The organism is Bradyrhizobium aeschynomenes (assembly GCF_013178945.1).
GTDB classification, from domain to species: Bacteria; Pseudomonadota; Alphaproteobacteria; order Rhizobiales; family Xanthobacteraceae; genus Bradyrhizobium; species Bradyrhizobium aeschynomenes.
The window spans coordinates 228,831-249,171 of sequence record NZ_JABFDM010000006.1 but is presented as its reverse complement, the minus strand read 5'-3'; the positions used below and the strand labels follow the sequence as shown (position 1 = coordinate 249,171).

The 20,341-nt window shown below is 65.3% G+C and carries 18 protein-coding genes; 10 read left to right on the top strand and 8 right to left on the bottom strand.

Annotated features, from left to right (window positions below):
* Nucleotides 1-150 precede the first annotated feature (150 nt).
* Nucleotides 151-456, top strand: coding sequence for a hypothetical protein (locus HL666_RS19305; RefSeq protein ID WP_172108633.1), 306 nt, complete (start codon nucleotides 151-153; stop codon nucleotides 454-456).
* A 236-nt stretch (nucleotides 457-692) separates the two neighbouring features.
* Nucleotides 693-1,019, top strand: a complete 327-nt coding sequence (locus HL666_RS19300; RefSeq protein ID WP_172108635.1) for a hypothetical protein — start codon at nucleotides 693-695, stop codon at nucleotides 1,017-1,019.
* A gap of 143 nt (nucleotides 1,020-1,162) precedes the next feature.
* Here the strand turns inward: HL666_RS19300 and uvrA are convergent, their stop codons facing one another.
* The 6 genes from uvrA to HL666_RS19270 form a co-directional block, all read right to left on the bottom strand.
* Nucleotides 1,163-4,222 (bottom strand): excinuclease ABC subunit UvrA, encoded by a 3,060-nt coding sequence (uvrA, locus tag HL666_RS19295; protein ID WP_172182999.1) that lies wholly within the window; start codon nucleotides 4,220-4,222, stop codon nucleotides 1,163-1,165.
* Between the two features lie 329 nt (nucleotides 4,223-4,551).
* A complete protein-coding gene (locus HL666_RS19290; protein ID WP_172108639.1) occupies nucleotides 4,552-5,196 on the bottom strand; it encodes an outer membrane protein in 645 nt (214 codons plus the stop codon).
* Nucleotides 5,197-5,488: 292 nt separating this feature from the next.
* Nucleotides 5,489-6,217, bottom strand: a complete 729-nt coding sequence (locus tag HL666_RS19285; RefSeq protein ID WP_172108641.1) for an outer membrane protein — start codon at nucleotides 6,215-6,217, stop codon at nucleotides 5,489-5,491.
* Between the two features lie 216 nt (nucleotides 6,218-6,433).
* Nucleotides 6,434-7,216: an outer membrane protein gene (locus HL666_RS19280; RefSeq protein WP_172133156.1), complete on the bottom strand. Its 783-nt coding sequence runs from the start codon at nucleotides 7,214-7,216 to the stop codon at nucleotides 6,434-6,436.
* A gap of 313 nt (nucleotides 7,217-7,529) precedes the next feature.
* The gene (locus HL666_RS19275) at nucleotides 7,530-8,285 is read right to left on the bottom strand and encodes an outer membrane protein (protein ID WP_172108645.1); all 756 of its coding nucleotides are present in this window, start codon (nucleotides 8,283-8,285) and stop codon (nucleotides 7,530-7,532) included.
* A 193-nt stretch (nucleotides 8,286-8,478) separates the two neighbouring features.
* The gene (locus HL666_RS19270) at nucleotides 8,479-9,222 is read right to left on the bottom strand and encodes an outer membrane protein (protein WP_172108647.1); all 744 of its coding nucleotides are present in this window, start codon (nucleotides 9,220-9,222) and stop codon (nucleotides 8,479-8,481) included.
* Nucleotides 9,223-9,692: 470 nt separating this feature from the next.
* Between HL666_RS19270 and HL666_RS19265 the strand changes: the two genes are divergently transcribed.
* The 3 genes from HL666_RS19265 to gyrA all read left to right on the top strand — a co-directional run bounded on the left by HL666_RS19265 (nucleotide 9,693) and on the right by gyrA (nucleotide 13,752).
* Nucleotides 9,693-10,196, top strand: coding sequence for a single-stranded DNA-binding protein (locus HL666_RS19265; RefSeq protein ID WP_172133154.1), 504 nt, complete (start codon nucleotides 9,693-9,695; stop codon nucleotides 10,194-10,196).
* A gap of 237 nt (nucleotides 10,197-10,433) precedes the next feature.
* Complete coding sequence (locus HL666_RS19260; RefSeq protein WP_172109773.1) at nucleotides 10,434-10,832, top strand: DUF2306 domain-containing protein; 399 nt, start codon at nucleotides 10,434-10,436, stop codon at nucleotides 10,830-10,832.
* Between the two features lie 169 nt (nucleotides 10,833-11,001).
* The gene (gene gyrA, locus HL666_RS19255; RefSeq protein WP_172182997.1) at nucleotides 11,002-13,752 is read left to right on the top strand and encodes a DNA gyrase subunit A; all 2,751 of its coding nucleotides are present in this window, start codon (nucleotides 11,002-11,004) and stop codon (nucleotides 13,750-13,752) included.
* A 62-nt stretch (nucleotides 13,753-13,814) separates the two neighbouring features.
* Here gyrA and HL666_RS19250 read toward each other — a convergent pair whose 3' ends face one another.
* Nucleotides 13,815-14,072 carry a hypothetical protein gene (locus tag HL666_RS19250; RefSeq protein ID WP_172108653.1) on the bottom strand — a complete coding sequence of 86 codons (258 nt, stop codon included), beginning with the start codon at nucleotides 14,070-14,072 and terminating at the stop codon, nucleotides 13,815-13,817.
* A 274-nt stretch (nucleotides 14,073-14,346) separates the two neighbouring features.
* Between HL666_RS19250 and coaD the strand changes: the two genes are divergently transcribed.
* The 4 genes from coaD to queA all read left to right on the top strand — a co-directional run bounded on the left by coaD (nucleotide 14,347) and on the right by queA (nucleotide 17,516).
* Entirely contained in the window at nucleotides 14,347-14,841 is a 495-nt protein-coding gene (gene coaD, locus HL666_RS19245) for a pantetheine-phosphate adenylyltransferase (protein ID WP_172108655.1), read from the top strand.
* Nucleotides 14,842-14,917: 76 nt separating this feature from the next.
* Nucleotides 14,918-15,481: a peptidylprolyl isomerase gene (locus tag HL666_RS19240; protein WP_172182996.1), complete on the top strand. Its 564-nt coding sequence runs from the start codon at nucleotides 14,918-14,920 to the stop codon at nucleotides 15,479-15,481.
* Between the two features lie 272 nt (nucleotides 15,482-15,753).
* Nucleotides 15,754-16,218 carry a peptidylprolyl isomerase gene (locus HL666_RS19235; protein ID WP_172108659.1) on the top strand — a complete coding sequence of 155 codons (465 nt, stop codon included), beginning with the start codon at nucleotides 15,754-15,756 and terminating at the stop codon, nucleotides 16,216-16,218.
* A gap of 203 nt (nucleotides 16,219-16,421) precedes the next feature.
* Nucleotides 16,422-17,516 (top strand): tRNA preQ1(34) S-adenosylmethionine ribosyltransferase-isomerase QueA, encoded by a 1,095-nt coding sequence (gene queA, locus HL666_RS19230; RefSeq protein ID WP_172182994.1) that lies wholly within the window; start codon nucleotides 16,422-16,424, stop codon nucleotides 17,514-17,516.
* Nucleotides 17,517-17,862: 346 nt separating this feature from the next.
* Here queA and HL666_RS19225 read toward each other — a convergent pair whose 3' ends face one another.
* Nucleotides 17,863-18,900: an aspartate-semialdehyde dehydrogenase gene (locus HL666_RS19225; protein WP_172182992.1), complete on the bottom strand. Its 1,038-nt coding sequence runs from the start codon at nucleotides 18,898-18,900 to the stop codon at nucleotides 17,863-17,865.
* Between the two features lie 274 nt (nucleotides 18,901-19,174).
* Between HL666_RS19225 and tgt the strand changes: the two genes are divergently transcribed.
* Nucleotides 19,175-20,329 (top strand): tRNA guanosine(34) transglycosylase Tgt, encoded by a 1,155-nt coding sequence (tgt, locus tag HL666_RS19220; protein ID WP_172182981.1) that lies wholly within the window; start codon nucleotides 19,175-19,177, stop codon nucleotides 20,327-20,329.
* Nucleotides 20,330-20,341 lie beyond the last annotated feature (12 nt).

Genomic DNA, 20,341 nt, shown 5'->3' with positions numbered 1-20,341 from the left:
TCCGATGATTGCTGGACTGCGCCTCGCAAGTCTGCAAGGCGCTGCCCTCTCCGGCAGGATCACGATTGCATCACGATCGATGTGAGCGTGCGTTGCAGGAACGGTGCTGCATTGCGGTGGTTGACTCCCGACAGAAGCAAGGAGACTTCCATGCAACGCACGATCAAGATGGCTGCACTGGCCGCAGCAACCCTGGTGATTGGCACCGCCGCCGCGTCGGCGCAGGGCTATGCCCGCTACGGCGACACGATGGCCTGGGTGCCGCCGGCACAGGGCTACGACTCTGAGCCGGTCTATGGCGCGCAGGCCTACGCACCGGGTCCGGCGGCGGGGCCGGTGACCTGGAGCCGCGGCTACAACGGCACCCATCATCCGACCCCCGGCTCGACCCAGGGCGATGTCGGCCCGTCCGGCAACAACAACGGCACGCTGACAGGCGTCTATCGGCAGTGGTGAATGCCGTCACACGATAGTTTGAGTTGGTGTGAGTTCAGCAAACCCGTCGCTCGACACGAGCGGCGGGTTCGTCGTTTGAGGCCATACGGCCGCTGACGCCGATTGCGGCTTGGATCATGTCATCGCGGGAACGTGAGCGCCGCGTTGTGTCGCACAAATCTTGTGAGCACCGTCGGAACCGCTGCCGCATCGATGGTGTTTGTTCCCCGATGAATTGGGAACAAGGGAGCAAGCTCATGACACGCACGTTTGGATTGGCCGCGCTGACCGCCGTCACGCTGGTGGCCGGCACCGTCGGTGCCTCGGCCGGAGAGTACGGCCCGGGCGGCTACGGCTATGGCGGCCAGGTCACCAGCACCTATGCCTATCGCGACTCGTACGCCTGGGCGCCGGGCCCGGTCTATGAGGAAGGCTACGTCGCCGTCGCGCCGGGCCCGTATGCGGGCCCGGGATGGGGCGCCGGCTACAACGGCACCAACCACCCGACCCCGAGCTCGACCCAGGGCGACGTCGGCCCGTGGGGCAACAACAACGGCACGCGGAGTGGGTATTACCGCTGGTGAGTTGAGTTCGTAGAACCACAATCGAGCCCGTCGCTCTTGGCTGAGCGGCGGGCTTTCGTTCTGATGGACGGGGTCGCCAAGTTCAGCGTCATTACGCGCAGCGGAGCGACGACGCACTTCAGAGTCGCGGCCGGGCCACGATGCTACTCCGCCGCCTCGCTCGCTGCCCCACGACCGCGCTTCTTCGGCTTGGCTGATTTCTCCAGTACCGGCTTCAAGAACTGGCCCGTGTAGCTGCGCGGCGCCTTGACGATGTCCTCGGGCGGGCCCCAGGCGACGATCTCGCCGCCGCCGTCGCCGCCTTCGGGGCCTAAGTCGATCACCCAGTCGGCGGTCTTGATGACCTCGAGATTGTGCTCGATGACCACGACCGAATTGCCCTGCGCGACCAGCTCGTGCAGCACCTCCAGCAGCTTCTTGACGTCGTGAAAGTGCAGGCCCGTGGTGGGCTCGTCCAGGATGTAGAGCGTGCGGCCGGTGGCGCGCTTCGACAGCTCCTTGGCGAGCTTGACGCGCTGCGCCTCGCCGCCCGACAGCGTGGTGGCCTGCTGACCGACATGGATGTAGTCGAGGCCGACGCGGCGCAGGGTCTCGAAGGTGTCGCGCACGCGCGGCACCGCCTTGAAGAACTCGGCGGCCTCCTCGACGGTCATGTCGAGCACGTCGGCGATCGACTTGCCCTTGAACAGCACGTCGAGCGTCTCGCGGTTGTAGCGCTTGCCCTTGCAGACGTCGCAGGTGACGTAGACGTCGGGCAAAAAGTGCATCTCGATCTTGATGACGCCGTCGCCCTGGCACGCCTCGCAGCGGCCGCCCTTGACGTTGAAGGAGAACCGGCCCGGCTCGTAGCCGCGCGCCTTGGATTCGGGAAGGCCGGCGAACCATTCGCGGATCGGCGTGAAGGCGCCGGTATAGGTCGCGGGGTTGGAGCGCGGGGTGCGGCCGATCGGCGACTGGTCGATGTCGATGATCTTGTCGATATGCTCCAGGCCCTCGATGCGGTCGTGCGGCGCGGCCGCCTCGTTGGCGCCGTTGAGCTTGCGCGCGATCGCCTTGTAGAGCGTATCGATCAGCAAGGTCGACTTGCCGCCGCCGGAGACGCCGGTGATGGCCGTGAACAGGCCGAGCGGAATCTCCGCCGAGACGTTCTTGAGATTGTTGCCGCGGGCGTTGACGACCTTGATGGTACGGCGATGGTTCGGCGGCCGCCGCTCCGGCACCTCGACCTCGAGCTCGCCGGTGAGATATTTGCCGGTCAGCGATTTCGGATTGCGCATGATCTCGGCCGGCGTGCCCTCGGCGACGATATGGCCGCCATGGGTGCCGGCGCCGGGGCCGATGTCGAGCACGTAGTCGGCGAGCCGAATGGCGTCCTCGTCATGCTCGACGACGATCACGGTGTTGCCGAGGTCGCGCAGCCGCTTCAAGGTGTCGAGCAGGCGGGAGTTGTCGCGTTGGTGCAGGCCGATCGACGGCTCGTCGAGCACGTAGAGCACGCCGGTCAGGCCCGAGCCGATCTGCGAGGCCAGGCGGATGCGCTGGCTCTCGCCGCCGGACAGGGTGCCGGAGGAGCGGGCGAGGGTCAGGTAGTTCAGGCCGACGTCGAGCAGGAAGGTGAGGCGGTCGCGGATCTCCTTGAGGATGCGGGTCGCGATCTCGGTCTGCTGCGCGTTGAGCTGTGCCGGCACCTCGGCGAACCATTCGCCGGCCGCCTTGACGCTGAGATCGGAGATCTCGCCGATATGCTTGCCGCCGACCTTGACGCACAGCGCCTCGGGCTTCAGCCGGAAACCCTTGCAGCCGGCGCAGGGCACGTCGTTGAAATATTTGCCGAGCTCCTCGCGCGCCCACTCGCTCTCGGTCTCGCGGAAGCGGCGCTCGATGTTGGTGATCACGCCCCCGAACGGCTTCTTGGTGTCGTAGGAGCGGAGGCCGTCCTCATAGGTGAACTTGATCTCGTCGTCGCCGGAGCCGTGCAGCAGCGCGTTCTGCGTCTTCTTCGGCAGGTCCTTCCACTTGGTGTCCAAGGTGAACTTGTAGAACTTGCCGAGCGCGGTCAGCGTCTGCAAATAATAGGGCGACGACGACTTGGCCCAGGGCGCGATCGCGCCCTTGCGCAGGGTGACGTCCTTGTCGGGAATGACGAGGTCGGCATCGACATGCTGCTCGACCCCCAGGCCGCCGCATTCCGGGCAGGCGCCATAGGGGTTGTTGAACGAGAACAGCCGCGGCTCGATCTCGGGAATGGTGAAGCCGGAGACCGGGCAGGCGAACTTCTCCGAGAACAGGATGCGCTCGGGCCCGCTCTTGTCGTGGATCTTGGCCACCTTCTTCTTCTCGTCATGGCCGGGCTTGACCCGGCCATCCATCTCCTTCGAAGAGGATGGATCACCGGGTCTCGCGCCTTCGGCGCGGCCCGGTGATGACGAGGGAGGGGTGTCGGCGAACTCGATTACGGCGAGGCCCTCGGCGAGCTTCAGCGCGGTCTCAAAGCTTTCGGCGAGGCGCTGGCCGATGTCGGGGCGCACCACGATGCGGTCGACGACGACGTCGATGTCGTGCGGAAACTTTTTATCCAGCGTGGGCGCCTCGGCAAGCTCGTGAAAGGTGCCGTCGATCTTGACGCGCTGAAAGCCCTTCTTGAGGTACTCGGCGAGCTCCTTCTTGTATTCGCCCTTGCGGCCGCGCACGACCGGCGCCAGCAGATACAGGCGCGTGCCCTCGGGCAGCGCCAGCACGCGGTCGACCATCTGCGACACGGTCTGGCTCTCGATCGGCAGGCCGGTCGCCGGCGAATAGGGCACGCCGACGCGCGCCCACAGCAGGCGCATGTAGTCGTAGATCTCGGTGACGGTGCCGACGGTCGAGCGCGGATTCTTCGAGGTGGTCTTCTGCTCGATCGAGATCGCCGGCGACAGGCCGTCGATCTGGTCGACGTCCGGCTTCTGCATCATCTCGAGGAACTGGCGCGCATAGGCCGACAGCGATTCGACGTAGCGGCGCTGGCCCTCGGCGTAGATCGTATCGAACGCCAGCGAGGATTTGCCGGAGCCGGACAGCCCGGTGAACACGACGAGCTTGTCGCGCGGAATCTCGACGTCGATGTTCTTGAGGTTGTGCTCGCGAGCGCCGCGGATGGTGATGGCCCGCAGGCTCGACTGATTGGCCTGCGCGCGCTGCTTGGCCTTGAGCACTTCATCCATGACGATCGTCCCACGGCGCAAGGCTGCGCCATCGTTGCAGGCGCGTTCGCCGGAAGCCGGCCATCGGACGCCAGAGGGGGAAAGGTATCGTCGGAACGTAGGAAGAACGGGGCTGGATTTCCAGTGCCGTCAGCGAATCATCAACAATGCGCTCGAGGAATGGCAGCGAATGGCAGGAGCGGAACCGGTTCGGCGATCGAGCGGGCGGACTCGCGGCGAAGAATGCGCAATCAGCGGGAAGAAGCGGCAAAGAAAAAGCCTCCGCTCTTGAGGAGCGGAGGCCTTGTGCGTTGGCCCGGAGGCCGAGATCCCGCCCGAAGGCGAAAATCTTAGAAGTGGTAGTTGATGCCGACCTGACCCGAGTGCACGTTGAGCGTGCCGGTGGCCAGAGTGCCCAGACCGGTGAAGGTGTAGCTCTCACCGCCGAAGCTCTTGTAGAGGTATTCGCCCTTGAGCGACCACTGCGGAGCGAACATCCATTCTGCGCCGGCACCGACCGTCCAGCCGGAGTGGATCTTGCTGTCCGACAGGCTGATGCCAGGAGCCGACAGGGTGATGCGGTTGTCGGCCCAGGCGTAACCGCCGGTGACGTACAGCAGGGTCGGGCCGAAGGCGTAGCCGAGACGGCCACGAACGGTGCCCCAATCACGGATCTTCGAGTTGGCGGTCACGCCGAGCGCGGTCGCCGACGCGGAGATGTCAGCCCAAGCAGCGTCAGCCTCGAGGCCGAACACGACAGCGCCCTGCTGCCAGTTGTAGCCGATGGTGCCACCTGCGAAGCCACCCTTCATCGCGGCGAAGTCGGCGTCCTCGTTGGCATAGCCACCCATCGCACCGATGTAGAAACCGGTCCAGGTCATGACCGGCGCGAGAACCGGGGCCTTGGTGTAGGTCGGGCGCGCAGCGAGATCAGCGGCGGCAGCGGGAGCGGCCAGGGCGGCCAGGGCCACGGTCGCGAGCAGGATCTTCTTCATTCTTGTCTCCAGTTTAGTCCTTGAAGTCCGCGTCGCACCGAAAGTCTTACGCACGAAACAGACTCACCCGTTCAAGTTGACGATCATCCTATAGCCGGGTTCCTAGCGGATTGCCGTCACCCGGAAGCCACACTCGGGACGAAACCGGACATTTACGGGACGGTTCCCAAAACATAAGGCCACACAATGGCTTGGTTCCAGGTGTGACCGATGCGTCGGGGGTGTCGTACGGGCAACAAAAAAAGGCCGGCTTGCGCCGGCCTTTCAGAAAACACAACTTGATAACGGCCGATCAATACTTCGCGACGACCGGGCCGCCGAACCGGTAGTTCAACCGCGCCGTGAACAGGTCGACATCCTGCTTGATGTTGTCGGTCTGGGTGAAGACCGCGCCGCGGAACGGGACGTTCGTGTTGCCCATGAACAGGTGGTCGTACTCGAAGCCGACCGACCAGCCCGGCGAGAAGGCGTATTCGACGCCGGCGCCGACCGACGCGCCCCACTTGGTCACGGTCGTGGTGGCCAGCACGCTGTTGATCACGCCGGAAAAGATCTCGTACTTGGTGTCGGTGACGGCCGCGCCGCCCTTGGCGTAGAGCAGGACGTTGTCGAAGGAATAGCCGATCTGGCCGGTGAACAGGCCGAAGGCGTTGAGCTTGGTACGGTTGCGGTCGGGCGCAAACACCGGGCTGACGTTGTTGCCGGTGAGGTCAGCCCAGTTGCCCTGCGCCTCGAGCCCGAACACGACAGAGCCCATCTGCCAGCGATAGCCGAACTGGCCGCCGATCGTGCCGCCGGTGGCGTTGTGGCAGCCCTCGGCGGGGCCATTCACGAGCGTCCAGCAATTGCGGCTCGTGCCATAGCCGCCGTTGATGCCAAGGTAGAAGCCGCTCCAGTCGTTGATGGCGACCATCATCGGGGGCGCCTTCGTGTACGGGCGGGCAGCCATGTCGGCCGCCGAAGCGGACGTGGCGGTTGCGATGCCGACGAGGGCCGTCGTGATCACAAGCAACTTCTTCATCAAATTCTCCCCCGGGAGTTGGAATGACAAGCGATGGAAACGTTCATACACGGGGCGTCCCGGAGATGCTGTAACGCGTGCGCCACAACGATGAAAAAGCGTGATAAATCAAATATTTAACACAAAACGGCCGTTTCGGTGCCGAGCTCTGGACACGAAAAAGGCCGGCGTGGTCGCCGGCCTTTTCCAATCCCGTCGGATGAGACGTCTTCAGCGTCAGTAGCGCGTGACCGGAGCGCCGAATCGGTAGTTCACGCGGACCGTGGCCATGTCGATGTCCTGCTTGATGGTGTCGACGCGTGAGTTCACGGTTGCCGTGGCCGGGAAGCTGATGTCACGCGAGCCCATGAAGAGGTGGTCGTACTCGACCGCGACCGACCAGTTCGGCGCAAAGCCGAACTCGACGCCGGTGCCGACGGTGCCGCCCCAGCGGGTCTCGCTGGCGGAGTCCAGCAGCGTGCCGACGGGGAAGGGAGCGGCGGCGTTGGCGGTGCCGGTGTACTTGTTGTGCGTGACCGCCGCACCGCCCTTCACGTACCAGAGCACGTTGCCCCAGGCGTAGCCGACCTGGCCGGTGAACAGGCCGATGGCGTCGGTCTTGGTGGTGTTGGTGATTCCGGCTGCCAGTGCGGCCGTGCTGGCGTTCGATGATTTGAGATCGGTCCAGTTGCCCTGAGCTTCCAAGCCGAACACCCAGCTGGCGGCCTGCCAGCGGTAGCCGACCTGACCGCCGATCAGGCCGCTGCTCGCATTGTGGCAGCCCTCGGACTGCGTCGGAGCGACGGGCACGCCGCCGATGTTGTTCAGCGTCCAGCAATTGCGGCTCCAATCGGCGCCGCCGTTGACGCCGAGATAGAACCCGGCCCAGCTCGGCAGCGGCGTGACATAGGCCGGCGGCGGCGCCTTGCCATAGGGGCGCGCAGCAAAGTCGGCGGCCGATGCCGGGGCCAGCCCCAGCAATGCGACGCCCGCAGTCGTGATCAGAGTGGTCTTGTCCATGTGTCTCTCCCCAGTCCCAGAATGGCTGTCGCCGGATCCCTCCGATCCGGCCCGATTGTGGCCTGTCGCTGGTTGTAGGAGAGACTGATTTCTAAAAACTGAGACGGGCGGGCCGGGAAGGGCGAGATGTGTCGATCGTGCTTAAGCAGATGTAAATCACGCGGCGCCGACCAATCCGTGGTGGCAGGGAGTCATGCCTGTTCGTTTGTCGCCGGACTTCGAGCTTCGCGCCGAAGGCCACACCTGCGCGCCAAGGCAAATGCGCGCGCCCGAGCATCAATTGGAAGAGAGGACGAGATCGGTGATCCGGAGGTCAGTGCTTGGAGACGACCGGGCCGCCCCAGCGGTAGTTGACGCGGACCGTGGCCATGTCGACGTCCTGGCCGACCGTATCGGTCCGGGTCGCCGCACCGGCCGGAACGCCTGAGAAGTTCAGGGCCTTGTTGCCCATGAAGATGTGCTCGTACTCGGCGCCGACCGACCAGTTCTTGCCAAAGCCGACTTCGACACCGGTGCCCACCGTGGCGCCCCACCTCGTGGCGCTCGATTGGTCGAATGTCGCCCCAGTCGCGGTTGTGAGACCGTTGTACTTTTCGTTTGCGACCGCGGCGCCGCCCTTCACGTACCAGAGCACGTTGTTCCAGGCATAGCCGATCTGGCCAGTGAGCAGGCCGACGCCGTTGACCTTGGTCTGGTTGGTCACGGCCGGAGCCAGCTGGCTGGTGTTGCTGCCCTTGAGGTTGGCCCAGTTGCCCTGGCCTTCGACGCCGAACACCCAGCTGCCGGTCTGCCAGCGATAGCCGATCTGGCCGCCGGCCAGTGCACCGGCCGCATCATGGCAGCCTTCGGCATTGGTCGCCGCGACCCCGCCGAACGCCACATTGTTGGTCCAGCAGGTGCGTGCCGAGCCGCCACCGGCGTTCAGGCCGAGATAAAAGCCGCTCCAATCGTAGATCGTCGTGATCATCGCGGGCGCCTTGGTGAAGGTGCGCGCGGGCAAGTCGGCAGCGATGGCCGGCGCAATCCCCAGCGCCAGCGAAGTTGTCGCCCCCAGCAACAGCCTTCTCATCGCATTCCCCAAACCAAGTCCGACGCCCGCACGCACGCTCTCACCAACGCCCACCCGCGCCGTCTTGATAGACCCTTCCGTGGTAAAAAGCCGTCACCCAAACGACACAGCGGCCCAGCAAGTGCCGGTTTCGGCACGCAAAAAAAGGCCGGCGCGAGGCCGGCCTTTCGACATATTCGCGCTTCGCGTGCAATCAGTAGCGGGACACGCCCGGACCACCGAAGTGGTAGGAGATGCCAGCCTTGACGGTGTGGATGGTGTCGTTCCACTCCGAGCGGTTGGTCGCGACCGGCGAGTACTGGATCGAGCTCTTTCCGAAGTCGAGGTAGTTGTACTCGACCTTGGCCGACCAGTTCTGAGCGAACATGTACTCGGCACCGGCGCCGATCGTCCAACCCCAACGCCAGTCGTTGGTCACGAACGAGTTGCCGGGAACGCCATCGTAGCGGTGCTGCAGATCGCCGACGGCGGCACCGCCGCTGACGAAGAACAGCGCAGGACCGGCAGCCCAACCGAGCCGGCCCTTGATGTCGCCGAAGCCGCGCAGCTTGGTGAAGTAGGTGTCACCCACGCCGGCGTTGATCACGCCCGAGCGGCCGTCGATGTCAGCCCAGTGGTAGTCGCCTTCGAGACCGAACACGACGTTATTGACCTGCCAATTGTAGCCGATCACGCCACCGGCGAAGCCGCCGTTGATGTCATAGCGCTGCGTGCCGGCAAAGCCGACCGCGTTCGGCGCGCCGAAGAAGGTCTCATCGCTGCGGCCCCAGCCGCCACCGCCCTGCAGACCGAGATAGAAGCCGGCCCATGTCGGAAGCGGAGCCGGCGCCATCACCGGGGCCTTCGTGTACGGGCGGGCGGCGAGATCGGCGGCTCCCGCCGGCGTCAGCGCCCCCAAAACCATCAAGCTGACAGCTCCAAGAAAAATTCTTTTCATCCCAAGTCTCCCGCGTTGGGCGCCCCGACATTCGTCCCCGGAGGCGCACTTCTGTGAGGTGGCGCGACCGCCTTGGCGGCCTCAATCCATCCGCAAATATACGCGATTCAACCCTGGATACCGTCTCCCAAAAGCCACAGGCGGGGAGGATGTGAGGCGAGCTAACTTAATGAAAGTTAATCGCTTTTTCGTGATTGAGGGAACTTTTATCGGGTTCCATTTCGGGAACTTTGGGTTCCGTTGGGTTCCCTCGGGTTCCATGGAACTCGCCGCCTGGTTGTGGGCATAAGATTGCGAACAAAACTGGAACAATCGCGCCCAAAGTGCTATATGTGGATAAGCAGCGAGAAATCGGGTGGCTCGCGCGGCAACCGTATAGGGTCCGGCGCGAGAGGAAGGTTAGCCACCTTGTGCCGGACAGGCCGGTGGAGACGACCGGTCCGGTGATCTGAAAACCGCGGGAGAGTGTGATGGCGGGTAGCGTGAACAAGGTGATTCTGGTCGGCAATCTCGGGAAAGACCCGGAGATCCGGCGCACGCAGGACGGTCGGCCGATCGCCAATCTGAGCATCGCGACGTCGGAAACGTGGCGCGACAAAGGGACGGGCGAGCGCAAGGAGAAGACCGAGTGGCACCGCGTGGTGATCTTCAATGAAGGTCTCTGCAAGGTCGCCGAGCAGTATCTGAAGAAGGGCGCCAAGGTTTACATCGAGGGCGCGCTGCAGACCCGCAAATGGACCGATCAGAGCGGCGTCGAGAAGTATTCGACCGAGGTGGTTCTGCAGGGCTTCAACTCCACCCTGACGATGCTCGACGGCCGCGGCGGCGGGGGCGGCGGCAGCTTCTCCGACGACATGGGTGGCGGCGATTTCGGCAGCAGCGGACCGTCGATGGCGCCGCCGCGCCGCGCGGTCGCTTCGGCCGGCGGTGGCGGACGCAGCAACAGCGACATGGACGACGACATTCCGTTCTGAGGCGCACGCGTATTCATGGGCGACGTGAGACGGCTTCCGTCCCGTCCGGGACGGCAGCCGGAGTGATGTGACCCCCGCGCGCGATCACGCCAGGCCGATGTCCTGCTGGTCGTTGTGCGGGAGGCGCGAAACGGCGAGTCGCAGCGAAGAGCCGTGTTTGCTGGCGCGATCGGGAGCGACGTCAGCGCGGCCTTCGTGACGCCCGGCCGCTGGCCACCGGGGGTGATGGGGGTGATCATGAGCTTCGCACCGTTGCTCGACGCCGAGCCCGCCGTCGTTCTGCATGCCCTTGCGGCGATGACGGCATTCGCGCTGGGGGTGGTTCAGTTCGCCGCGCCGAAGGGCACCTTGCCGCATCGAACGATCGGCTGGATCTGGGTTGCCCTCATGGCCGCGGTGGCGGTCAGCTCGTTCTGGATTCACACCATCCGGCTGGTCGGTCCATTCAGCCCGATCCACCTGCTGTCGCTCTACACGCTGGCCATGCTGCCGCTCGCGATATGGGCCGCACACCGCCATCGGGTGGCGGCGCATCGCCGGGCCATGATCATGCTGTTTTCCGGCGCGCTGGTGATTGCCGGACTGTTCACGCTGCTGCCGGGACGGATCATGCACAGGGTGGTCTTCGGGGTCTAGCAACAGGGCTGCCGCCGCGTGCGCCTAGCGGCTGTGCCGTTCGGTTAAGTGACTGGAAAGGCGAGCAGAAAAAGCGCGCTTCGGATCGCCTTGGGGGTGGCCTGCGGCACGCTCCTGGGCTATATGATTCCAAGCGATTTTCGCGTGTCAGAACCGACCGGTATCCCCTTTGTCCGATAAAGAAGATGAGAAGCCCGGCGAGCCGGGCGGACCTTCCGACATTCGTCCCGTTTCCATCCTCGACGAGATGAAACGCTCCTACCTCGATTACGCGATGAGCGTGATCGTGTCGCGAGCGCTGCCCGATGCGCGCGACGGCCTGAAGCCCGTGCACCGGCGCATCCTGTACTCGATGTACGAGCAGGGGCACACGCCCGACAAGAAATACGTCAAGTCCGCGCGCGTGGTCGGTGACGTCATCGGTAAATACCATCCGCATGGCGACCAGTCGATCTACGACGCCATGGTGCGCATGGCGCAGGACTTCTCGATGCGGGTGCCGTTGATCGACGGCCAGGGCAATTTCGGCTCCGTCGATGGCGACCCGCCGGCGGCGTATCGATACACCGAAGCCAAGCTTGCCAAGTCGGCGATCCCGCTGCTCGACGACATCGACAAGGACACCGTCGACTTCCAGGCCAACTACGACAATTCCGACAAGGAACCGTCGGTTCTTCCGGCCAAGTTCCCGAACCTGCTCGTCAACGGCGCCGGCGGCATCGCGGTCGGCATGGCCACCAACATCCCGCCGCACAATCTCGGCGAGGTGATCGATGCCTGCATCGCGCTGATCGACAATCCTGCGCTCACGATCGATGATCTCATCAACATCATCCCGGGGCCGGATTTTCCAACCGGCGGCATCATCCTGGGCCGCGCCGGCATCCGCTCGGCCTATCAACTCGGCCGCGGCTCGATCATGATGCGCGGCAAGGTGACGATCGACACGATCCGTCGGGATCGCGAGGCGATCATCATCTCCGAGATTCCCTACCAGGTGAACAAGGCCACCATGGTCGAGCGCATCGCCGAGCTGGTGCGCGAGAAGAAGATCGAAGGCGTCTCCGACCTGCGCGACGAGAGCGACCGCGAGGGCTACCGCGTCGTCGTCGAGCTGAAGCGCGACGCCGTGCCGGACGTCGTGCTCAACCAGCTCTACAAGTTCACGCCGCTGCAAACGAGCTTCGCGGCCAACATGCTGGCACTGGACGGCGGCCGCCCGCAGACGATGACCTTGAAGGACCTGCTGACGATCTTCGTCGCGTTCCGCGAGCGTGTCGTCACGCGCAGGACCAAGTATCTGCTGAACAAGGCGCGTGACCGCGCCCACATCTTGGTCGGCCTCGCGGTGGCCGTGGCCAATATCGACGAGGTCATCCGGGTGATCAGGACCTCGCCCGATCCCGCGACCGCGCGCGAGGCGCTGATGTCGCGCGACTGGCCGGCGCGCGACGTCGAAGCCATCATCACGCTGATCGACGATCCGCGCCACCGCCTGGCCGAGGACGGTACGATCCGGCTGTCGTTCGAGCAGGCCAAGGCGATCCTCGACCTGCGTCTGCAGCGCCTGACCGCGCTCGGCCGCGAGGAGATTTCCGACGAGCTCGACAAGCTCAAGATCGAGATCAACGACTATCTCGACATCCTGCGCTCGCGGGCGCGGGTGCAGGGAATCATCAAGGACGAGCTGACCGCCATCAAGGCCGAGTTCGGCACCCCCCGCCGGACCCTGATCGCCGAGCAGGAAGGCGAGGTCGAGGACGAGGACCTGATCCAGCGCGAGGACATGGTCGTGACCGTGTCCCACGCCGGCTATACCAAGCGCGTGCCGCTGTCGGCCTATCGGGCGCAGCGCCGTGGCGGCAAGGGCCGCTCGGGCATGCAGACCCGCGAGGAGGATTTCGTCAGCCGGCTGTTCGTGGCCTCCACGCACACGCCGGTGCTGTTCTTCTCGTCGCGCGGCCAGGTCTACAAGGAGAAGGTGTGGCGGCTGCCGATGGCAGCTCCCAACGCGCGCGGCAAGGCGCTGATCAACATCCTGCCGCTGGAGCAGGGCGAGCGCATCACCACCATCATGCCGCTTCCGGAGGATGAATCCTCCTGGGCCAATCTCGATGTGATGTTCGCCACCACGGGCGGCAACGTCCGGCGCAACAAGCTGTCGGACTTCGTCGACGTCAGGCGCTCCGGCATCATCGCGATGAAGCTCGACGAGGGCGAGGAGATCGTCAACGTGCAGATCTGCACCGAGCGGGACGACGTGCTGCTCACGGCCTCCGGCGGCCAGTGCATCCGCTTCCCGGTCACCGACGTGCGCGTGTTCACGGGGCGCACCTCGATGGGCGTGCGCGGCATCGCGCTGGCCGAGGCCGACAAGGTGATCTCGCTGTCGATCCTGCGCCATGTCGAGACCACATCCGACGAGCGCACGGCGTATTTGAAGATGCGTCGTGCCATGGCAGGTGAGACGACGGCCGAGGAGCCGGTCGAGAGCGAAAGCGAGGAGGCGGCCGCCGGCTCCATCCAGCTGTCGCAGGAGCGCTACGTCGAGATGTCGGCGCAGGAGCAGGTGGTGCTGACCGTGTCCGTCAACGGCTACGGCAAGCGCACCTCGTCCTACGAGTACCGCACCACCGGCCGCGGCGGCAAAGGCATCGTCGCGATGTCGGTCAACAACCGGAACGGCAAGCTGGTCGCGTCATTCCCGGTCGAGGACGGCGACCAGATCATGCTCGTGACCGACAAGGGCCAGCTGATCCGTTGTCCGGTCGACGGCATCCGCATTGCCGGCCGTTCCACTCAGGGCGTCATCGTGTTCAACACCGCCGACGACGAGCACGTCGTCTCTGTCGAGCACATCGGTGAGGAGACGGAGAATGGCAATGGCGGGAATGGGACTGAGGGCGGCAATGGCGAATGAAGAGGCGAATGACGAATAGGGGAGGACGAATCGGATCTCACCTACTCGCTACTCGCTATCTTTCATTGCGTCCGATCGACACCGACGATGCGGGCCTCCCGGATCGTCGTCTTCGTTCCGGCGCTGCGCAGGCAGGAGGCTTCGAAGTTCGGCCAGGCCTGCTGCGAGCAGTCGCGGCCGATCGGGCGGAAGTCCAGGCGATCACCCTTGGCCAGCGGCTGCGGCACGCTGGCGTTCACCTCGGGAGCAAGACCGGGCACGACGGTGAGGGCGGCAGCCACGAGGCCGGCTGCGGCGACGGCAGAAAGCGCTTTGATCATGACGGTCCCCTGTGGTTGGGCCGTTCGGCCCGTCGTTCGTTAAGGATTTATTAACCGGCCCCGGTTTCGAGACGCTTTCGCGCCACGAACGATTTGGTTTCGTGCCACCGGCCGTCTGTTTCGTGGCCGAGGTTCCGAGGAAACAATCGCGGTAAGGGGCTGTAGTTCCGGCGGGCGTCGTCGCAGCGCAAAAAGGCTGCTGTGGCCGTCACAGCCGCGCTAGTCCGGGCGGCGGCGGCTTGCCCGCCTGTTCCGGGCGGTATAGGACGGGCGCATGCAACGCATTGCGCTCTATCCGGGCTCGTTCGATCCCGTCACCAACGGCCATCTCGACGTGGTCCGGCAGGCCGTTCACCTCTGCGACAAGCTTATCGTCGCGGTCGGGGTGCATCACGGCAAGAAGCCGCTGTTCTCGACCGAGGAGCGGCTGGCAATGGCTCACGAGGTGTTCGGCCCAATCGCGGCCGCCGCCGGCTGTGCCTTCGATGCTTCGACCTATGACAATCTGACGGTCACGGCCGCTGCGAAGGCCGGTGCGATCATGATGATCCGCGGCCTGCGCGACGGCACCGATCTCGACTACGAGATGCAATTGGCGGGCATGAACCAGACCATGGCACCGGCGATCCAGACGGTGTTCGTGCCAGCGTCCGTGCCGGTCCGCCCGATTACCGCCAGCCTCGTGCGGCAGATCGCTGCGATGGGTGGCGAGATCTCGCATTTCGTCCCGTCGTCGGTGGTGGCTCCCCTGAAAGCCAAGTTTGCCTGACGTTCCGGAGTCCGGCAGCTCCCTGTGCCGGACGGCCTTCTCGAGCGTTTCCTCTCATCCTGATTTCGGAGTTGCCATGATCCGCGCTCTCGCCTTCGTCTTCGCTCTCGTGTTCGCGCTGCCCGCGCTGGCGCAATCGCTGCCCGCCGGACTCGACAAGCAGAATGCGCTGGTCATCGACACCACCAAGGGCCGCATCGTTATCAAGCTGCGCACGGACCTGGCGCCGCAGCACGCCGAACGGCTGAAGACGCTGGCGCGCGAAGGCTTCTACAACAACGTGCCGTTCCATCGCGTCATGGACGGCTTCATGGCGCAGACCGGCGACGGCCAGAACTTCAACGGCACCGGCGGCTCGAAATATCCGAACCTGAAGCAGGAGTTTTCCCAGACGCCGTTCAAGCGCGGCACCGTCGGCATGGCGCGACGCGGCGACAGCGTCGATTCCGCCAACTCGCAGTTCTTCATCTGCTTCGGCGATGCCTCCTTCCTCAACGGCCAGTACACCGTGATCGGCGAGGTCGTGCAGGGCATGGACGTGGTCGACAAGCTGAAGAAAGCGCCTCCGGGCTCGGCAGGCGGCGCCGTCACCGACCCGGACAAGATGGTCAAGGTCCAGGTCGCCTCCGATATCAAGTAGGCTCGAAGGGCGGGGGCACCCGGACTCACGTCCGGGTTCCCTAGGCCTTAAGGAACCTTTTGCCACGCATCGCCCGTTGCATCGACAGGACGGGCGGCTTCAGCTTTAAGCGCGTTGGGTCTAATCTGGACCCGCATCGCCCGGGCCCCGTTGTGCTCGGAGGGCCGTCAGGAGGGTGGCGGCCGCACATGAGAAGGCGCCGCGACATTTCAGACCCCGAACTGTCCGTTGTCCTGCCCCTCATCAATTCCAACCAGAACCGAGAGACCAGCATGGCTGTGACCGAAAATACCTTGATCCTCGAGACCACCCAGGGCCCCGTCACCATCGAGATGCGTCCCGATCTCGCCCCCGGCCATGTCGCGCGCATCAAGGAGCTTGTCCGCGAGGGCTTCTATGACGGCATCGTCTTCCACCGCGTGATCGACGGCTTCATGGCCCAGACCGGCTGCCCGCAGGGCACCGGCACCGGCGGCTCCGGCAAGAAGCTGAAGGCCGAGTTCAACGCCGAGCCGCACGTCCGCGGCACCGCCTCGATGGCCCGCGCCGCCAACCCGGATTCCGGCGACAGCCAGTTCTTCATCTGCTTCGACGACGCCCGCTTCCTGGACAAGCAGTACACGGTCTGGGGCAAGGTCACCGACGGCATGGAGAACGTCGACAAGATCAAGCGCGGCGAGCCGGTCCAGAATCCCGACAAGATCGTCAAGGCCTACATGGCCGCCGACGCCGCGTAAACTTCGAGACGCTCTCCATGAACCCGCCTCTCGGCGTGTTCATGGTCTCATGTGCAGCGCCGGCTACGGCGCTCAACCCTCATGGTGAGGAGCGTGCGCAGCACGCGTCTCGAACCATGAGGCCACAGTCGGGCCTCATCCTTCGAGACGCGTGCTACGCACGCTCCTCAGGATGAGGGGCCGATGGTCGTTCCAGAACGACGATGCGCACCGACCTGTTCGATTTCCATCTCCCCCCCGAGAACATCGCGCTCCGCCCGGCGAACCCGCGCGAATCCGCGCGCATGCTCGTGGTGCAGGGCGACGGCGTGCTGCGCGACCGCACCGTCGGCGATCTGCCGGACTGGCTCGAGCCCGGCGACCAACTCGTCGTCAACGACACCAAGGTGATCGCGGCCCAGCTTTCCGGCCGCCGCATCAGCCGCGAGACCGAGGCGAAGATCGAGGCGACCTTGATCAAACGGCTCGACGGCTCGCGCTGGCAGGCGCTGGTGCGGCCCGCCAAGAAGCTCGCGCCGGGGGATACGATCCGGTTCGGCAACGAGGGCAAGGTCTGCCTGCTCGGCCATCTCGATGCCCTCGTCGAGGCCAAGGGCGAGGAGGGCGAGGTGACGCTCTCCTTCGTATTTCACGGGCCGGCGCTCGACCAGGCGATCGCCGATCTCGGCCGCCCGCCGCTGCCGCCCTACATCGCCGGCAAGCGCCCCGCCGATGAGCAGGACGCCGCCGACTATCAGACGATGTTCGCGGCCAGGGAGGGCGCCGTGGCTGCGCCCACGGCCGGGCTGCATTTCACGCCGACGCTGGAGCGGCGCCTGCGCGAGCGCGGTGTCGGGCTGCAGCGCGTGACGCTGCATGTCGGGGCCGGCACGTTTCTTCCGGTGAAGGTCGAGGACACCGAAGGCCACCGCATGCATGCGGAGTGGGGAAGCCTCACGCCGGACACCGCCGCTGCGCTGAACGATGCCCGCGCCCAAGGCGGCCGCATCGTCGCCGTCGGCACCACGTCGCTGCGGCTTCTCGAGAGCGCGGCGCAGCCCGACGGCACCATCGCGCCGTTCGAGGCGGAGACCGCGATCTTCATCACGCCCGGCTATCGCTTCCGCGCGGTCGACATCCTGATGACCAACTTCCATCTGCCGCGCTCGACCCTCTTCATGCTGGTCTCGGCCTTCGCCGGGTTGGAGACGATGCAGGCGGCGTACAAACATGCGATCGAGAGCGGCTACCGCTTCTATTCGTATGGCGATGCGTGTTTGTTGTTCCGGCAACCGGACGAGCGGATCGTCGAGCCGTAGCATCCATCGGCCCGTCATTCCGGGGCATCGCGCAGCGATGAGCCCGGAATCCATATCCACGAGCGGGCGTTGTCTTGAAGACTAGCGCCACATCAATCTCGCGTCCTATGACCGCCTGTGGCTATGGATTCCGGGCTCGCGCTCTCGCGCGCCCCGGAATGACGCGAGGAGAGAGGCGCATTGATGCTCGTGTGAGTCGATCTGCCAACGCACCCTCCGCCGTCATTCCCCGCGAAGGCGGGGAATCCAGTACGCCGCGGCGGCTCGGCTGATCACAGGTGCCGGTGAGTACTGGATCACCCGCTTTCGCGGGTGATGACAGTTTGGGGGCGCGCGCGTGCACGCCTTACGCCATCGCCCGTTCCGGCAGCAGCTCGGCGATCTGCACCGCATTCAGCGCCGCGCCCTTCAGCAACTGGTCGGCGGCGACGAACATCGCGATCGAATGGCCGGACGGATCCGACAGGTCCTTCCTGATGCGCCCCACCAGCACGTCGTCCTGGCCGGAGGCGTCGACCGGCATCGGGAAGTAGTTCTTGGCGCGATCGTCGACCACGCGCACGCCCGGCGCGGTGGCGAGGATGCGGCGGACTTCGTCTTCCGTGATCGGCTTCTCGCACTCGAAGGTGATCGCCTCGCAATGCGCGCGCAGCACCGGCACGCGGACGCAGGTGACGCCGATCGCGATGCCCTCGTCCTCGAAGATCTTGCGGGTCTCCTTGATGACCTTGGTCTCTTCGTCGTTGTAGCCGGTGTCGGGATCGATCGCGGTGTTGTGGCTGAACAGGTTGAAGGCGAACGGATGCGGCATCACCTTGGGTGCATAGACCTGGCCGTTGAGGTTCGCGCGGGTCGACTGCACCAGCTCGTCCATCGCCGCCGCACCGGCGCCGCTGGCGGCCTGATAGGTCGAGATGATCACGCGCTTGATGCGATTCTGCTGGTGGATCGGCCACAGCGGCACCAGGGCGGTGATCGCCGCGCAGTTCGGATTGGCGATGATGCCCTTGTGGTCGCGGATACGGCGGGCGTTGATCTCGGGGATCACCAGGGGCACGTTCGGGTCCATGCGGAACGCCGAGGAATTGTCGACCACGACGGCGCCGGAGCGGACCGCGATCGGAGCGAACGTCTTGGAGATGCCGCTGCCGGCCGAGAACAGCGCGATGTCCACGCCCTCGAAGGAGCGCTCATTGAGCTCCTCGATCACGATGGTCTGGCCGCGGAAGCTCACGGTCTGGCCGGCCGAGCGGGCGCTCGCCAGCGCCTTCAGCTTGCCGACGCGGACATTGCGGCGGTCGAGCGTAGCGATGAACTCGGCGCCGACGGCGCCGGTAACGCCGACGATGGCAATGGTGGGATCTCGGGTAGAATCTTGGGGCACGTCTTCAAGTCTCCGGTTGAAATCTGGGCAATAAAAAAGCCCCGGACCTTCATCAGGCGGGGCTTCGGTTCGAAGATGGTCGCTGGTCGAGTTCGACTACGCGCGCACGCCTCCCGAGGCCCTCGTGGGCTTGGTGGTTTTCGTCGTGCGTTTGGTCGAGGTCGACATGATCAGGGACCATAGGGAGTGGCGGAACCGCCGTCAACGGCCGAAACAGGCGAAAACATCGCCATCGCGGTTGAATCGGGGGCCGTCCTGACGCAATAAGCCGGCCATGAGCTCCTCGGCTAGCGACCTTCCCAACCATTTCGAACTGCTCGGCAATGACGGCGCGGCCCGCACCGGCCGGCTGACGACGCCGCATGGCGTGGTGCGCACCCCGGCCTTCATGCCGGTCGGCACTGCCGGGGCCATGAAGGGCATCCACTGGCGCGACGTCCGCGAGGCCGGCGCCGACATCGTGCTCGGCAACACCTATCACCTGATGCTGCGGCCCACGGCGGAGCGCATCGCCGCGCTCGGCGGCCTGCAGCGCTTCACCGGCTGGGGCGGGCCGATGCTGACGGATTCCGGCGGCTTCCAGGTGATGTCGCTGTCGGGCCTGCGCAAGGTGACCGAGCAGGCGGTGACGTTCCGCTCGCACATCGACGGCGCGAAGATCGAGCTGTCACCGGAGCGCGCCATCGAGGTGCAGCGCCTGCTCAACTCCGACATCGCGATGCAGCTCGACGAATGCGTGCGGCTGCCGGCCGAGCCTGACGACATCGAGCGCGCGATGCGGCTGTCGCTGCGCTGGGCCGAGCGCTGCCGCCGGGCCTTCGAGAGCGCGCCCGCCGGCTACATGCTGTTCGGCATCGTGCAGGGCGGCGACGTGCCGGCTTTGCGGGTTGCCAGCGCGGAGGCGCTCGCCGAGATCGGCTTTCATGGCTATGCGATCGGCGGCCTTGCGGTGGGCGAGCCGCAGGCCGTCATGCTGGAGATGATCGAGGCCACCGTGCCGGTGCTACCCGGCGACCGGCCGCGTTATCTGATGGGCGTCGGAACGCCCGATGATCTCCTGGAATCGGTGAAGCGCGGCATCGACATGTTCGACTGCGTGCTGCCGACCCGCAACGGCCGCCATGGCGTTGCCTACACGCGCCTTGGTCCGGTGAATCTGCGCAATGCGCGTCATGCCGACGACCCGCGCCCGCTGGATGAAGAGAGCCCGTGGCCGCCGACGCGCAGCTATTCCAGGGCCTATCTGCATCACCTGATCAAGGCCGGGGAGGCGCTCGGCGCGACGCTGCTGTCGGAGATCAACATCGCCTATTTCCAGCAGCTGATGGCCGGGATGCGCGAGGCAATCGCACAGGGGCGCTTCACGGAATTCTACGAGCGCACCAAGGCGGATTGGGCGCGCGGCGACATTCCCGCACGCGCCGGCTGACGGCTCCCTCAC

What these genes read in the sequence shown, in the direction of transcription:
- HL666_RS19305 (WP_172108633.1), top strand. Translation starts at nt 151, where the DNA reads ATGCAACGCACGATCAAGATGGCTGCACTGGCCGCAGCAACCCTGGTG.
- HL666_RS19300 (WP_172108635.1), top strand. Translation starts at nt 693, where the DNA reads ATGACACGCACGTTTGGATTGGCCGCGCTGACCGCCGTCACGCTGGTG.
- uvrA (WP_172182999.1), bottom strand. Translation starts at nt 4,222, where the DNA reads ATGGATGAAGTGCTCAAGGCCAAGCAGCGCGCGCAGGCCAATCAGTCG.
- HL666_RS19290 (WP_172108639.1), bottom strand. Translation starts at nt 5,196, where the DNA reads ATGAAGAAGATCCTGCTCGCGACCGTGGCCCTGGCCGCCCTGGCCGCT.
- HL666_RS19285 (WP_172108641.1), bottom strand. Translation starts at nt 6,217, where the DNA reads ATGAAGAAGTTGCTTGTGATCACGACGGCCCTCGTCGGCATCGCAACC.
- HL666_RS19280 (WP_172133156.1), bottom strand. Translation starts at nt 7,216, where the DNA reads ATGGACAAGACCACTCTGATCACGACTGCGGGCGTCGCATTGCTGGGG.
- HL666_RS19275 (WP_172108645.1), bottom strand. Translation starts at nt 8,285, where the DNA reads ATGAGAAGGCTGTTGCTGGGGGCGACAACTTCGCTGGCGCTGGGGATT.
- HL666_RS19270 (WP_172108647.1), bottom strand. Translation starts at nt 9,222, where the DNA reads ATGAAAAGAATTTTTCTTGGAGCTGTCAGCTTGATGGTTTTGGGGGCG.
- HL666_RS19265 (WP_172133154.1), top strand. Translation starts at nt 9,693, where the DNA reads ATGGCGGGTAGCGTGAACAAGGTGATTCTGGTCGGCAATCTCGGGAAA.
- HL666_RS19260 (WP_172109773.1), top strand. Translation starts at nt 10,434, where the DNA reads ATGAGCTTCGCACCGTTGCTCGACGCCGAGCCCGCCGTCGTTCTGCAT.
- HL666_RS19250 (WP_172108653.1), bottom strand. Translation starts at nt 14,072, where the DNA reads ATGATCAAAGCGCTTTCTGCCGTCGCCGCAGCCGGCCTCGTGGCTGCC.
- coaD (WP_172108655.1), top strand. Translation starts at nt 14,347, where the DNA reads ATGCAACGCATTGCGCTCTATCCGGGCTCGTTCGATCCCGTCACCAAC.
- HL666_RS19240 (WP_172182996.1), top strand. Translation starts at nt 14,918, where the DNA reads ATGATCCGCGCTCTCGCCTTCGTCTTCGCTCTCGTGTTCGCGCTGCCC.
- HL666_RS19235 (WP_172108659.1), top strand. Translation starts at nt 15,754, where the DNA reads ATGGCTGTGACCGAAAATACCTTGATCCTCGAGACCACCCAGGGCCCC.
- queA (WP_172182994.1), top strand. Translation starts at nt 16,422, where the DNA reads ATGCGCACCGACCTGTTCGATTTCCATCTCCCCCCCGAGAACATCGCG.
- tgt (WP_172182981.1), top strand. Translation starts at nt 19,175, where the DNA reads ATGAGCTCCTCGGCTAGCGACCTTCCCAACCATTTCGAACTGCTCGGC.